Here is a 14,122-nt window from a genome sequence, read left to right as displayed (position 1 = left end):
CTACCGCCCCTACCGCCGCGACCCGCGCCGCCGCGACCGCTCCCACCGCCGCGACCGCCCCCACCGCCGCGACCGCCCCCACCGCCGCGACCGCCCGCGCCGCCACCGCGGCCGACCGCGGCGCGGCGAAGCGCCGCGCCGGACGGCCCGCGAGCGAGTCGGCACCGGTGGGCCCGGCCGGAGCCGCCTCGGACGCCGGCGGCTCGGACGCCGGCGGCTCGGACGCCGGCGGGACGGGCGGCGGCGGGACGGCGGTGATCGGGTCGGCCGGGCCGGCGGACGGCGGCTCGGGCGGCGGCGGACCCGTCGCGGGCCGGTCGGGTGGGACCCCCGCGGCCGGGGGCGGGGCGGGGCGGGCAGGATCGGGGCCGGTCGCGGCGGCGGATGCGGGCGGCGCGGAGCAGGGTGCGAAGACCGGAGGTAGGGGCAAGTGATCTCGTCACTGCGCGGGCAGGTGCTGTCCATCGGGCTCGACCACGTCGTCGTCGAGGTCGGCGGCGTCGGCTACGCGGTGCAGGCGACCCCCGCCACGCTGGCCACGCTCCGCCGCGGCGAGGAGACCCAGCTGGCCACCTCCCTGGTGGTCCGCGAGGACTCGCTGACCCTCTTCGGCTTCGCCGACGCCGAGGCCCGCGAGCTGTTCGGCCTGCTCCAGACCGTCTCCGGGATCGGGCCGCGGCTCGCGCTCGCCACCCTGGCCGTGCTCGAACCGGACAAGCTGCGCGCCGCCCTCGCCGAGGGCAACATCACCGTGCTCACCCAGGTCCCCGGCATCGGGCGCAAGGGGGCCGAACGGCTCATCATCGAGCTGCGCGACAAGGTCGGCCACCTCGCGCCCGCCCCGACCGCCTCCGGCGACACCGGCCAGGTCCGCACCCAGGTCACCGAGGCGCTGCTGGGCCTCGGCTTCCCCGCCAAGCAGGCCGAGCAGGCCGTGGACGCGGTGCTGGCCGCCGACGGCGCGCTCGGCACGTCCGAGGTCCTCCGCCGCTCCCTGGCCGCCCTGGGCCGCAAGCGATGAACCACGACGACACCCTCAACCCGCTGCCCGACCCGACCGAGCGGGACGTCGAGTCGACGCTGCGGCCGAAGGACCTGGACGAGTTCGTCGGCCAGCCCAAGGTCCGCGAGCAGCTGGAACTGGTCCTGCGCGGCGCGATGCAGCGCGGCACGCCGCCGGACCACGTGCTGCTGTCCGGGCCGCCCGGCCTGGGCAAGACCAGCCTCGCCATGATCATCGCCGCCGAGCTGGGCGCGTCCCTGCGCATCACCTCCGGCCCCGCCCTCGAACGCGCCGGCGACCTCGCCGCGATGCTGTCGAACCTGGTCGAGGGCGACGTGCTGTTCATCGACGAGATCCACCGCATGGCCCGCCCGGCCGAGGAGATGCTGTACCTCGCGATGGAGGACTTCCGGGTCGACGTGGTCGTCGGCAAGGGCCCCGGCGCGACCAGCATCCCGCTCGACATCGCCCCGTTCACCCTGGTCGGCGCGACCACCCGGTCCGGCGCGCTCACCGGCCCGCTGCGCGACCGGTTCGGCTTCACCGGGCACATGGAGTTCTACAGCCCCGACGAGCTGGAGCTGATCATCCGGCGGTCGGCCAAGATCCTCGGCGTCGACCTGCGCGAGGACGGCGGCCGGGAGATCGCCGGCCGCTCCCGCGGCACGCCCCGCATCGCGAACCGCCTGCTCCGCCGGGTTCGGGACTACGCAGAGGTGCGCGCGGACGGCGCGGTGACGCTGGAGGTCGCCCGGGACGCCCTGACGGTCTACGACGTGGACGAACTGGGCCTGGACCGGTTGGACCGGGCGGTCCTGGGCGCGCTGGTCCGTTCGTTCGGCGGCGGGCCCGTCGGCGTCTCCACCCTCGCCGTCGCGGTGGGTGAGGAGCCGACCACGGTGGAGGAGGTCTGCGAGCCCTACCTCGTGCGCGCCGGGATGCTGGCGCGCACGCCGCGCGGCCGGGTCGCGACCGCCGCCGCGTGGCTGCACCTCGGCCTCCAGCCGCCCCCGCAGGCGCCGGGCGAGGCGACGCGATCCCTGTTCGACGACGCCACCGGGTGATCGGGATTACTGACCTGGCACAATCGGCAGCGGCACCCCAGAAATCCGGACGTACCGGGCGCTGACCGCGTTCCGACCGTCCGGTTGATCGGAGAATGATGGACCTGTCCTCCTTGATGTTCCCGCTGCTGCTCGTGCTGCTCGCGGTGCCGCTGTTCCTCAGCGCCCGCAAGCAGAAGCGGGCCGTCGCCGAACAGCAGGCGCTGCTGAACTCCCTGGAGCCGGGTGACCGGGTCATGACCACCTCCGGGCTGTTCGCGACGGTGGCCGGCGTGAACGACGAAGACAACACCATCGACCTCGAGATCGCGGACGGCGTGGTCACCACGTGGCTGCGCCAGGCGATCCGCGAGAAGGTCGCGGTGGACACCGAGACCGACGCGGTCGTGGACGACGTGGACGACGACGTCGCCGACGAGACCCCGGAGGTCCAGCACGCACAGCAGGAGAGCAAGAAGTAACCCGCAGTAACGAGCGGACCCCCGGGCCTGGAGCCGGCAACTGTCAACGTGCCGACTCCAGGCAGTGACGCGCAGCTCACATCATCAGGGGTACGCTCCGGCTTCGCTGACCTTGTCAACTATCAGGAGACGGACGGACCGTGGCACCTCCGGCCGGGCAAATCCGCCCCGCGAAGTACCTGGGCGCATTTGTCCTCATCGTGGTCGCGCTGTACTCCCTGGTGTTCTTCACCGGGAACGGCAAGGCGACACCCAAGCTCGGTATCGACCTCCAGGGTGGCACGCGTGTCACGTTGACCGCCCGGGCTCCTGATGGGAAAACGCCGTCGGAGGAGTCGCTCAACCAGGCCCGCGCGCTCATCGAGACGCGGGTCAACGGCCTGGGCGTCGCCGGTCCCGAGGTCATCCGCGACGGTACCAACCTGGTGATCACGGTGCCCGGCTCGGACAGCGAGGGCGCGAAGCGGCTCGGTCAGACGGCGAAGCTGAACTTCCGCAAGGTCATCGGCTCGCCGGTGCCGAACACGCCGCCCGCCTCCGAGTCGAGCGCGCCGCCGTCCACGTCGGGCTCGGCCGCGCCGACCACGACCGGCTCGGCCGCGCCGACCGAGACCGCGGGCTCCGGCGCGCCGACCACCACCGCCCAGGGCCGCCCGGCCCCGGCGGTCGAGGGCCTGCAGGAGACCACGACCCCGCCGGCCGCGACCACGACGCCGCCCGCCGACCCGTCCGCGCCGCCGGCCGAGCCGCAGGTCGACTGCCGCGCGGTGTTCCAGGGCCAGTACTCCGAGGACCCGACCAAGGCCATCGAGGAGTCCCGCACCTGCCGGCAGGACCCGCAGCTGACCACGCTGGACGCGCAGACCGTGTCCCAGGCGCTGGCCGCCTTCACCTGCCCGACCAAGGACCCGCTGATCGGCAACGACGACCCGGCGCTGCCGCTGCTGACCTGCAACCAGGACCTCACCGAGAAGTACGTCCTGGCCCCCGTGACCCCGCCGAACGACGGCAGCGTCAAGGACGACGACTTCACCCTGTACTCGCGCCTGACCGGTGAGGACATCGACAACGCGGTGTCCGGCACCGACCCGCAGGGCGCGGGCTTCGTGGTCGACCTGACCTTCAAGGGCGAGGGCGGCGCCAAGTGGGGCAAGTTCACCTCGGCCAACGTCTCGCAGCAGGTCGCGGTCGTGCTGGACAGCCAGGTCGTGTCCGCGCCGAACATCAACGAGCCCATCCTGGGCGGGTCGACGCAGATCAGCGGCCGGTTCACCCAGGCCGAGGCCAACAGCCTCGCGAACGTGCTCAAGTACGGCTCGCTGCCGCTGTCGTTCGAGGCGTCCGAGGCCGAGACCGTGTCCGCCACGCTGGGCCTCGCGTCGCTGCGCGCGGGCCTCATCGCCGGCGGCATCGGCCTCGCGCTGGTGTTCCTCTACTGCCTGTTCTACTACCGCCTGCTCGGCGTGCTGACGATCCTGTCGCTGATCCTGTCGGGTGTCGTCGTCTACGCGGTGCTGGTGCTGCTGGGCCGCTGGATCGGGTTCACCCTCGACCTCGCGGGCATCGCCGGCTTCATCGTGTCGATCGGTATCACGGCGGACTCGTTCGTGGTGTTCTTCGAACGCCTGAAAGACGAAGTGCGCGAGGGCCGGTCCTTCCGGTCCGCGGTGCCGCGCGCCTGGGTCCGGTCGCGGCGCACGATCCTGTCCGCGGACGCGGTCAGCTTCCTCGCCTCGGCCATCCTGTACGTGATCGCCGTCGGCCAGGTGAAGGGCTTCGCCTTCACCCTCGGCATGTCCACCGTGCTCGACCTGGTCGTGGTCTTCCTCGTCACGCACCCGCTGGTCGCCATGGTCTCCAAGTCGAAGACCCTGTCGAACCCGAAGCTCTCGGGTCTCGGCGGCGCCATCCAGGCGGCGGTCGACGACCGCGCGCTGTCGGGTGCGAAGAGCACCGCTGTGAAGGAGGTCTGACGTGGCCGAGGCGAAGAAGGGCAACGTTTTCCATCGGCTCTACGTCGGCAACGGCGCGTTCGACATCGTCGGCAAGCGCAAGCGCTGGTACGTGGTGTTCGGCCTGATCCTGCTGATCTGCATCGGGTCGATCGTGTTCCGGGGCTTCAACCTGGGCATCGACTTCACCGGCGGCACGCGGATCCAGCTCCCGGCGGCCAGCTCGGCGGGCATCATCGGCGTCGAGCCGGTCCGGGACTCCTACGAGCGGGCCATCGGCCACGAGCCCGCCGCGGTGCAGTCCGTGGGCACCGGCGCGTCGGCGACCATCCAGATCCGGTCGGAGACGCTGAACGCCGAGGAGGTCGCCAAGCTCAAGACCGCGCTGAACGACGACCTCAAGCCCGAGGGCGGCGTCGACGCCATCAGCGACAGCGCGGTCTCGGCGTCCTGGGGTGGTGAGATCACCAGCCAGGCGTTGATCGCGCTCCTGGTGTTCTTCGTCGCCGTGATGATCTTCCTGGCGCTGTACTTCGAGCTGTCGATGGCGATCGCCGCGCTCGTCGCGGTGCTCCACGACGTGCTGATCACGGCCGGCGTGTACTCGCTGGTCGGCTTCGAGGTCTCGCCGGCGACGGTCATCGGCCTGCTCACCATCCTCGGCTTCTCGCTGTACGACACGGTGGTCGTGTTCGACAAGGTCCGGGAGAACACCCGCGGCCTGCTCGGCCTGACCCGCCGCACCTACGGCGAGGCCGCGAACCTGGCCGTGAACCAGACCCTGATGCGGTCGATCAACACGTCGTTGATCGCGCTGCTGCCGGTGCTGGGCCTGCTGGCGATCGGCGTGGGCCTGCTCGGCGTGGGCACGCTCCAGGACCTGGCGCTCGTGCAGCTGACCGGTATCGCGATCGGCGCGCTGTCGTCGATCTACATCGCCACCCCGGTGGCGGTCGACCTGAAGATGCGCGACCCCCGCTACAAGGCGCAGGCCGCGCGCGTGCACGCGCGCCGGGAGAACCTGGCCCGCAAGGCGGCGGCCGGCGAGGTCGCGGCCGGTCAGGTCGAGGGCGGCGGCGACATCGTGGAGTCGACCGACGACGAGTCGCTGCAGGCCGAACTGCGCAAGGAGAAGGCCATGGCGGCCGCGGCGGGCGTGCCCTCGCGGACCGGCAAGGCCGCCGACGCCCGTCGTCGTCCGACGGGCAAGAAGCACCGTTGAAGCTGGACCGCGCCCTAGGGCTGCTGCGTGAGGTCCCGGACTTCCCCCTGCCGGGGGTGGTGTTCCGGGACCTCACGCCGGTCTTGGCGGACCCGGACGCGTTGCGCGCCGTGGTCGACGCCCTCCAGGACAAGATCCGCCCCGACACGCAGGTGGTGGCGGCGATCGAGTCGCGCGGCTTCCTGCTGGGCGCGGCCCTCGGGTACGGCTGGCACTACGGCGTCGTGCCGCTGCGCAAGCCGGGCAAGCTGCCCGCCGTCGCGCACCGGGTGTCGTACGACCTGGAGTACGGGACGGCCACGCTCGAACTGCCCGCCGAGTCCATCACGCCCGGTCAGCACGTGGTCGTGGTGGACGACGTGCTGGCGACCGGCGGCACCGCCGCGGCCGCGTGCGAGCTGGTGGAACGCGCCGGCGGCGTGGTCACCGGGGTGTCGGTGGTGCTGGAGATCCCGGGGCTCGGCGGGCGCAGCCGGCTCGCGGGGCACGAGGTCAACGCGCTGCTCACGGTCTGAGGGCGGCCGTTCTCGGAGGTTCGCCCGCATCGGGTGGTGACTGCCGGCGGTGCGCGGGGCTCGGTCGGAGCCCCGCGCACCGGTGTCAGACCAGCTCGCGCACGGCGTCGATCGCCAGCCAGATGCCGAACAGGAAGAACAGGGCCGCCGCGCCGTAGCGGATGGCCTTCTCCGGCAGGTTGCGGCCCAGGGCGCGGCCGATCACGATCGCCAGGGCGTCGGCGGCGACCATGCCCAGGGTCGAGCCGACCCACACGCCGAACCAGCCGTGGTCGGTGGCCAGCGTGATGGTGGCCAGCATGGTCTTGTCACCCAGTTCGGCCAGGAAGAACGCCGTGCCGACCGCGATCACCGCCGACCGGGTGACGCGTTGGGCCTTGGCCTTCTCCTCGTCGGTGAGCGTGTCGCCGCGCAGGGTCCAGAAGCCGAAGCCGATGAACGCGAGCGCCGCGATCAGGTTGATCCACCCGGTGGGCAGGGCCGCGCCCAACCCCGCGCCGATGGCCACCGAGGCCAGGTGCACCAGCGCGGTGGCCAGGGTGATGCCCAGCAGCACCGGCCACACCTTGAAGCGGGTGGCGAAGGTCAGGGCCATGAGCTGCGACTTGTCGCCCAGCTCGGCCACGAAGATCACCCAGAACGACACCAGTGTGCCGACCAGGACTGCGTCCATCTCGAAACCGGTCCTTGTGCTCCGCGCGCCGGACCGTGGGCGCGAACTGCGGGCGACCTCGACCCGGCACTGTGCTGTGCCTGGATCGAAGGTCTCGCCCGCCCCGCCGAGGCGAGGCCGTCCGACCGGATCCGCGAGCGGATCAGTGTGTCGACCGGGACGTTGGGGGCTACTCCCCTTCGCGTTACGCACGGAATACTAGCCGGTCGGGGGCCGTTGACCCAACCGGGTGTGTTCGTCGCCACCGCGGCGCGCGGGCGTGGCCGAGGAGCGCGCGTGGCCGCGGTTCCGGACGGGTTCGGGCTGGTCGGACGTGCTCGCCGGGCGACTGGTCGGACCGAACGGCCGGTGCTGCTCGTCGTGTGAACCGCACCGCTCGTCGGCTCGTCGGCGAGGCGGACCACCCAACGGAGTTATCCTCGGTTCCTAGACCCGAGGAGCGTGGTTGAGCCAGGACACCGAACCAGCGCAGACGACGCAGCCCGTGCCCGCGCGGCCGCCGTCGGCGACCAGGCGCGTCCGCGCCCGGCTCGCCAGGAGGATCACGGCCCAGCGCGCCGCGCCGGTCAAGCAGGTGTTGGAGCCGCTGGCGGCGGTCCACCGCGACCTGCACCCCAAGGCCGACCTGGCGCTGCTCCAGCACGCCTACGACGTGGCGGAGGAGAAGCACCGGCCGCAGCGGCGCAAGTCCGGCGACCCCTACATCACGCACCCGCTCGCGGTGGCGACGATCCTCGCCGAGCTGGGCATGGACACGACCACGCTGGTCGCGGCCCTGCTGCACGACACGGTGGAGGACACCGACTACTCGCTGGACCAGCTCCGGGTCGACTTCGGCACCGAGGTCGCGCTGCTGGTGGACGGCGTCACCAAGCTCGACAAGGTCAAGCTGGGCGCGGCGGCCGAGGCCGAGACCATCCGCAAGATGGTCATCGCCATGGCCAAGGACCCCCGGGTGCTGGTCATCAAGCTGGCCGACCGGCTGCACAACATGCGCACCATGCGGTTCCTGCCGCCGGAGAAGCAGGCCCGCAAGGCCCGTGAGACGCTGGAGGTCCTGGCCCCGCTCGCGCACCGGCTCGGCATGGCGACGGTGAAGTGGGAGCTGGAGGACCTGGCGTTCGCCATCCTCCAGCCGAAGAAGTACGACGAGATCGTGCGCCTGGTCGCGAACCGCGCGCCGTCCCGGGACACCTACCTGGGCGGGGTCATCAAGGAGCTGTACCAGCAGCTCGAGGCGGCCCGGATCACGGCCAAGGTCGAGGGCAGGCCCAAGCACTACTACTCGATCCACCAGAAGATGATCGTCCGCGGCCGGGACTTCGACGACATCCACGACCTGGTCGGCGTGCGCATCCAGGTGGACGAGGTGCGCGACTGCTACGCGGCCATGGGCGTGGTGCACGCGCTGTGGCAGCCCATGCCCGGCCGGTTCAAGGACTACATCGCCCAGCCCCGGTTCGGGGTCTACCAGTCGCTGCACACCACGGTCATCGGCCCGGACGGCAAGCCGCTGGAAGTGCAGATCCGCACGTACGACATGCACCGGACCGCCGAGTACGGCATCGCGGCGCACTGGCGGTACAAGGAGACGCGGGGCACGCACAGCGGGAAGGGCGTCGAGGTCGACGAGATGGCCTGGATGCGGCAGCTCCTCGACTGGCAGCGGGAGGCCGCCGACCCCGGCGAGTTCCTGGAGTCGCTGCGGTTCGACCTGGCCGCGCGGGAGATCTTCGTCTTCACGCCCAAGGGCGACGTGGTGACGCTGCCGACCGGGTCCACGCCGGTGGACTTCGCCTACGCCGTGCACACCGAGGTCGGGCACCGGTGCATCGGGGCCCGGGTCAACGGCCGGCTCGTCGCGCTGGAGCGCAAGCTCGAGAACGGCGAGGTCGTCGAGATCTTCACCTCGAAGGCCGAGGGCGCGGGCCCGTCCCGCGACTGGCTGTCGTTCGCCGCCTCGCCGCGCGCCAAGGCGAAGATCAAGCAGTGGTTCGCGAAGGAGCGCAAGGAAGAGGCCATCGAGGTCGGCAAGGAGGCCATCGCCAAGGAGGTGCGGCGGGTCGGGCTCCCGCTGCAGCGGCTGGTGTCGGCCGACTCGATGGGCGCGCTGTCGAAGGAGCTGCACTACCCGGACGTGTCGGCGCTGTACGCGGCCGTGGGCGAGGGGCACACCTCCGCCCGGCACGTGGTGCAGCGGCTGGTCGCGCAGCTCGGCGGCGTGGAGCACGCCGAGGACGAGCTGGCGGAGCGGTCCACGCCGTCGACCGTGACGCGGCGTCGCGTCACCGGCGACGCGGGCGTCATCGTCAAGGACGCGGCGGACGTGTGGGTCAAGCTGGCGCGCTGCTGCACGCCGGTGCCCGGTGACGACATCCTCGGCTTCGTGACGCGGGGCGGCGGGGTGTCGGTGCACCGGACCGACTGCACCAACGCCGACGAGCTGCTCAAGACGCCCGAGCGGTTGCTGGACGTGGAGTGGGCCCCGTCGTCCTCGTCGGTGTTCCTGGTGGCGATCCAGGTCGAGGCGCTGGACCGGCACCGGCTGCTGTCGGACGTGACGAAGGTGCTGGCCGACGAGAAGGTCAACATCCTGTCGGCGTCGGTGACGACGTCGCGGGACCGGGTCGCGGTGAGCCGGTTCTCGTTCGAGATGGGCGACCCGAAGCACCTCGGGCACGTGTTGAAGGCGGTCCGCAGCGTCGAGGGCGTGTACGACGTGTACCGGGTGACGTCGGCGTCGTGAGCGGTGGCGTCATGGGCGTCGGACCGCCGTGGCGTTGACGTCGTGGGCCGTGGCGTGGCGGCGTGGGTGTTGGTCGGTGTTCGGCGCTGCGGTTCCCGCGGTGCTCGGTAGGTATCGGGTATCGCCTGGGAAGTAGGTATCGAGTATCGCGTGGAAATTGTCGTTCCTCGATAGAGCGCCGGTGGGTTCGCGGGCTGCCGCGAGGACCGTCCGCGTCAGCGAAACGTCATCGGCGGGTGCGACCATCCGGCTGTCGGCCTCGTCCGGGCCGACGGGGAAGACGCAGGGGCCCGGCTCCGTCGAGAGCCGGGCCCCTGCGCGTCCTTCCGGTCAGGGGAGTCGGTCAGGCCACCGTCACCGACTCGAACTTGACTTCCTTGTTCGGCTTGCCGCCACCGGGCGACGGGTCGAACGAGCCGTCGTGGCCGGCGCGCGCCACGTCGTCGATCAGCTTCAGCCCGGCCTCGTCGATGCTGCCGAAGACCGTGTAGTCCGGGGAGAGCTGCGCGTCGCCGTAGACGATGAAGAACTGGCTGCCGTTGGTGCCCTTCTGGGTCTCCTGGTCGAGACCGGCGTTCGCCATGGCCAGGTAGCCGCGGCCGTAGGTCAGCTCGGGCCACGTCTCGTTGTCGAACGTGTAGCCGGGGCCGCCGGTGCCGGTGCCGGTCGGGTCGCCGCACTGCAGCATCTGCAGGCCCTCGGTGCCGATCCGGTGGCAGGTGCTGCCGTCGTAGTAGCCCTGCTTCGCCAGGTTGATGAAGCTGTTCACGGCGCACGGCGCGAGCGCGCGGTCCAGGGTCAGCTTCAGCTCGCCGATGTTGGCCTTGATGGTGGCGGTCGCGGTGCCGGTCGCCGGGGCGCTGCCCTCGGGGGCCTTCGTGCCCTCCTTCGACGCGGGCTCCTTCGACGGCCGGTACTCGCAGGTCGCCGGGTCCGCGATCGGCGTCGGCCGCGTCGGCAGCGCCTTGACCTCGGTCGGGATCTGGATCGGGGCCGGGGTGGTCGAGCTGGCCCCCGCCGCGTCGTCACCGGTGCTGCCGAAGTCGGCCGTGGCCAGGAAGTACACGCCGCCCGCCACGACGACGACGGTGACCGCCGTCGCGACCACGGCGATGATCCGGCGCCGCTTCGCGCGCTCCGCCCTGCGGACGAGCTGGCGTTCCAGCTTCCGCTTGGCCTGCTCGCGGCGCTGCACGTTGGTCGGCACCTGCAACCTCCCTGATCTCAACGTCGACGGCGACGATCGGTCAGCAGTCTAGGGGGCGCGCATGTGACTGGTGTATGCCGGATAGGCTGCTGACCGGGGTCCACAGGGATCCGTTGTCGATCCGTTGCCGTTCGAGAGGTGATCCCGTGCTGGTGATCGGGTTCCCGACCGGCGCCCTCCAGGCCAACTGCTTCGTCCTGGCCACGGGCGCGGGCGGGCCGTGCGTCGTGGTCGACCCCGGCCAGGACGCGGCCGAGCCGATCGCCGACGCGCTGCGCGAGCACCGGCTCTCCCCGGTCGCCGTGCTGCTGACCCACGGGCACTTCGACCACACGTTCTCCGTCGCGCCGGTGTGCGACGGCAACGACATCCCGGCGTGGATCCACCCCGACGACCGGGAGATGCTGGCCGACCCGCTCAAGGGCATCAGCGCCGAGTCGCGGGCCTTCTTCGGCGGCAACCTGGAGATGAGGGAGCCGCGGGAGGTGCGCGAGCTGGCCGACGGCGTCGACCTCGACCTGGCCGGCCTGCGGCTGACCGTCGACCACACACCGGGCCATACCGGCGGGTCGGTGATGTTCCGCGCCGGGACGGAGGAGGGCGGGCGGCTCGTGCTGTCCGGGGACACCCTCTTCGCCGGCTCCATCGGGCGCACCGACCTGCCGGGCGGCAACCACCGCGCCATGCTGACGTCGCTGCGCACGAAGGTGCTGACGTTGGCCGACGACACGGTGGTGCTGCCCGGCCACGGGCCCACGACGACCATCGGCCGTGAGCGCGTGAGCAACCCGTTCCTGCTGGAGCTGGGCTCACCGGACGCGCCGGCCGCACCGCACCGAGGACTGTAGAGAACAGTGACCACGCCTTCCGCTCCTTCTTCCGGCACCTCGTCTGCCGGCAGCCCGTCTGCCTGCAGCCCGTCCTCCGGCACCCCGTTCCAGGCTCCCAAGGGCGTGCCCGACTACTTCCCGCCGACCTCCGCCTCGTTCCTCGCGGTCCGGGACACCCTCGTGGAGTCCGCCCGCCGGGCGGGCTACGGGTACATCGAGCTGCCCGTCTTCGAGGACACCGCGTTGTTCGCGCGCGGCGTCGGCGAGTCGACGGACGTGGTCAGCAAGGAGATGTACACGTTCACCGACCGCGGCGGCCGGTCCATCACGCTGCGGCCCGAGGGCACGGCGGGCGTGATGCGCGCCGTCATCGAGCACGGCCTCGACCGCGGCCAGCTGCCGGTCAAGCTCGCGTACGCGGGCCAGTTCTTCCGCGCCGAGCAGCCCCAGGCCGGGCGCTACCGGCAGTTCCACCAGGTCGGGGTGGAGGCGGTCGGCGTGGACGACCCGGCGCTGGACGCCGAGGTCATCGCGATCGCCGACGCCGGGTTCCGGGCGCTCGGGCTCACCGGGTTCCGGCTGGAGCTGACCTCGCTGGGCGACTCGACGTGCCGCCCGCAGTACCGGGAGAAGCTGCAAGCGTTCCTGGCCGGGTTGCCGCTGGACGCCGAGACGCGGCGGCGGGCGGAGCTGAACCCGCTGCGCGTGCTGGACGACAAGCGGCCCGAGGTGCGGGAGCTGGTCGCCGACGCGCCGCTGATGGTGGACAACCTGTCCGCCGAGTCGCTGGCGCACTACGAGCAGGTCAAGGGCTACCTGAACGACCTGGGCGTGAAGTTCGTGGAGAACCCGCGGATGGTGCGCGGGCTCGACTACTACACGAAGACGACGTTCGAGTTCGTGCACGACGGGTTGGGCGCGCAGTCCGGCATCGGCGGCGGCGGGCGTTACGACGGGCTGATGGAGCAGCTCGGCGGGCAGCCCCTGTCGGGGGTCGGGTTCGGCCTCGGCGTGGACCGGGCGCTGCTCGCGTGCCAGGTCGAGGGCGTGTCGCCGGGTGACGCGGCGCGGTGCGACGTGTACGGCGTGCCGCTGGGCGAGGCGGCGAAGTCGCGGCTGGTCGCGTTGTCCGCGCCGCTGCGGGCGGCCGGGGTGCGGTTCGACCTGTCGTACGGCGGCAAGGGCCTCAAGGGCGCGATGAAGGGCGCCGACCGGTCGGGCGCGCGGTTCGCCCTGGTCCTGGGCGAGCGCGACATCGAGGCCGGGGTCGTGCAGGTGAAGGAGCTGTCGTCGGGCGACCAGCGCGAGGTGCCGCTGGACGACGTGGTGACCTCGGTGCTGGAGGCGTTGGGCCGGTGAGCGAGCGGATCCCCCTTGACCTGCTCGACCCGAAGGCGGTGCGCAAGCGCGCGCGGACGGTCGCGATCGGCGCGTTGATCGTCGCGGCGGCGTTCGGCGGGCTGTTGGGGCTGCTCGCGGGCCGGACGGCCGGGTTGGTGGCGGCGGCGGTGTTCGCGGTGCCGTTGTTGCTGCTGGCGTGGTCGGAGGCGCGGCGGCGGGTGTGGTTGGACGGGCACGTGCTGTCCGTCCGGGCGTTCGGGACGCGGTCGGTGGACCTGCGCGCGGCCGACCAGTTGGACCTGCTGGTGACGGACGTGCGCGGGACGCGGACCGTCGGTCTGTTCGTGCGCGGCGGGGGGAAGGCGATCAACCTCGCGTTGGCCATCTACGCGGGGACGGGTGGCCGGGAGCAGGGCGTGCTGCCGTTGCGCAAGCTGGCCGACGTGCTGGCCGGACGTGGGGACGCGCCGGGGTTGGTGTTCTCGGAGCTGTTGGTGGCGCAGTTGCGGGCAGAGGCGCGGGGGTTGGCGGCGGCCGACCGGCCGCTGTACCGGCTCGGGTCCATGGCGCCGGCCGGGCGGCTGGCCCAGAAGCTGACCCCGGAGGCCATCTCCCGCTTCGTCTCGACCCTCGACGAAGCCTGACCACCTCGCGCGTGCCCTACGTTCGCGTCGCGCGTGTCCTACGTTGAGAACGCGCGTGTCCTACGTTCAGAACGCGTGAGTCGTACGTTCGCGTCGGGTGTGTCCTACGTTCAGAACGCGTGAGTCGTACGTTCAGAGCGCGAGAGTCCTACGTTCGGGACGCGTGAGTCGTACGTTCAGAGCGCGTGAGTCCTACGTTCGGGTACCCCGAATTCAACGTTCAGGGGCGGGCGTGGAGGGCAAAAGATTAAAAGCGTCCTCGCCGGACGGGCAGATCAGCAGGATGACGGGGGTGGGTGGTGAAGCCCCGGTTGCGTTGTTGGTCGGGTTTCGTGTCATCCCGCCGACCTCCACAAGGGCTACCGCACGCGTCAAGGGGGCCGTTCCAGCGTCAGGTGCGGTAGGGCCGGGAGTGCCCCCTTGACACGCGCGGTAGGGCTGCGCCAGGTCGGCGGGATGACACG

The 14,122-nt window shown here is 71.8% G+C and carries 12 protein-coding genes; 10 read left to right on the top strand and 2 right to left on the bottom strand.

The genetic code is table 11. The annotated features are described in order from the left end of the window. Nucleotides 1–430: 430 nt before the first annotated feature. The 6 genes from ruvA to ACWEFJ_RS20120 all read left to right on the top strand — a co-directional run bounded on the left by ruvA (nt 431) and on the right by ACWEFJ_RS20120 (nt 6,217). Entirely contained in the window at nt 431–1,021 is a 591-nt protein-coding gene (ruvA, locus tag ACWEFJ_RS20145) for a Holliday junction branch migration protein RuvA (RefSeq protein WP_378096219.1), read from the top strand. Continuing rightward, nucleotides 1,018–2,067, top strand: a complete 1,050-nt coding sequence (ruvB, locus tag ACWEFJ_RS20140) for a Holliday junction branch migration DNA helicase RuvB (protein ID WP_449714653.1) — start codon at nt 1,018–1,020, stop codon at nt 2,065–2,067. The genes ruvA and ruvB overlap by 4 nt, the downstream gene beginning before the upstream one ends. A 98-nt stretch (nt 2,068–2,165) precedes the next feature. Then, complete coding sequence (yajC, locus tag ACWEFJ_RS20135) at nt 2,166–2,528, top strand: preprotein translocase subunit YajC (protein ID WP_378096212.1); 363 nt, start codon at nt 2,166–2,168, stop codon at nt 2,526–2,528. A gap of 140 nt (nt 2,529–2,668) precedes the next feature. Next, nucleotides 2,669–4,501: a protein translocase subunit SecD gene (gene secD / locus ACWEFJ_RS20130; RefSeq protein WP_378096209.1), complete on the top strand. Its 1,833-nt coding sequence runs from the start codon at nt 2,669–2,671 to the stop codon at nt 4,499–4,501. A gap of 1 nt (nt 4,502) precedes the next feature. Continuing rightward, nucleotides 4,503–5,702 carry a protein translocase subunit SecF gene (gene secF, locus ACWEFJ_RS20125; protein ID WP_449714652.1) on the top strand — a complete coding sequence of 400 codons (1,200 nt, stop codon included), beginning with the start codon at nt 4,503–4,505 and terminating at the stop codon, nt 5,700–5,702. Continuing rightward, a complete protein-coding gene (locus ACWEFJ_RS20120) occupies nt 5,699–6,217 on the top strand; it encodes an adenine phosphoribosyltransferase (protein ID WP_449714651.1) in 519 nt (172 codons plus the stop codon). The genes secF and ACWEFJ_RS20120 overlap by 4 nt, the downstream gene beginning before the upstream one ends. An 85-nt stretch (nt 6,218–6,302) precedes the next feature. Here ACWEFJ_RS20120 and ACWEFJ_RS20115 read toward each other — a convergent pair whose 3' ends face one another. Next, nucleotides 6,303–6,890, bottom strand: a complete 588-nt coding sequence (locus ACWEFJ_RS20115) for a TMEM165/GDT1 family protein (RefSeq protein ID WP_378096200.1) — start codon at nt 6,888–6,890, stop codon at nt 6,303–6,305. Nucleotides 6,891–7,335: 445 nt separating this feature from the next. Between ACWEFJ_RS20115 and ACWEFJ_RS20110 the strand changes: the two genes are divergently transcribed. Then, nucleotides 7,336–9,636, top strand: a complete 2,301-nt coding sequence (locus ACWEFJ_RS20110) for a RelA/SpoT family protein (RefSeq protein ID WP_378096197.1) — start codon at nt 7,336–7,338, stop codon at nt 9,634–9,636. A gap of 343 nt (nt 9,637–9,979) precedes the next feature. Here the strand turns inward: ACWEFJ_RS20110 and ACWEFJ_RS20105 are convergent, their stop codons facing one another. Further along, nucleotides 9,980–10,843: a peptidylprolyl isomerase gene (locus tag ACWEFJ_RS20105; RefSeq protein WP_378096194.1), complete on the bottom strand. Its 864-nt coding sequence runs from the start codon at nt 10,841–10,843 to the stop codon at nt 9,980–9,982. Nucleotides 10,844–10,989: 146 nt separating this feature from the next. Between ACWEFJ_RS20105 and ACWEFJ_RS20100 the strand changes: the two genes are divergently transcribed. The 3 genes from ACWEFJ_RS20100 (at nt 10,990) to ACWEFJ_RS20090 (ending at nt 13,658) form a co-directional block, all read left to right on the top strand. Then, a complete protein-coding gene (locus ACWEFJ_RS20100; RefSeq protein ID WP_449714650.1) occupies nt 10,990–11,691 on the top strand; it encodes an MBL fold metallo-hydrolase in 702 nt (233 codons plus the stop codon). Between the two features lie 105 nt (nt 11,692–11,796). Next, nucleotides 11,797–13,032 carry a histidine--tRNA ligase gene (hisS, locus tag ACWEFJ_RS20095; protein ID WP_449714649.1) on the top strand — a complete coding sequence of 412 codons (1,236 nt, stop codon included), beginning with the start codon at nt 11,797–11,799 and terminating at the stop codon, nt 13,030–13,032. After that, nucleotides 13,029–13,658, top strand: a complete 630-nt coding sequence (locus tag ACWEFJ_RS20090) for a hypothetical protein (RefSeq protein WP_378096185.1) — start codon at nt 13,029–13,031, stop codon at nt 13,656–13,658. Before hisS ends, ACWEFJ_RS20090 begins: the two co-directional genes overlap by 4 nt. Nucleotides 13,659–14,122 lie beyond the last annotated feature (464 nt).

The sequence above is a fragment of the Actinosynnema sp. NPDC004786 genome (genome assembly GCF_053601135.1).
Note: the sequence above shows the minus strand (reverse complement) of the source record. Positions and strands in the feature narration are given on the sequence as shown.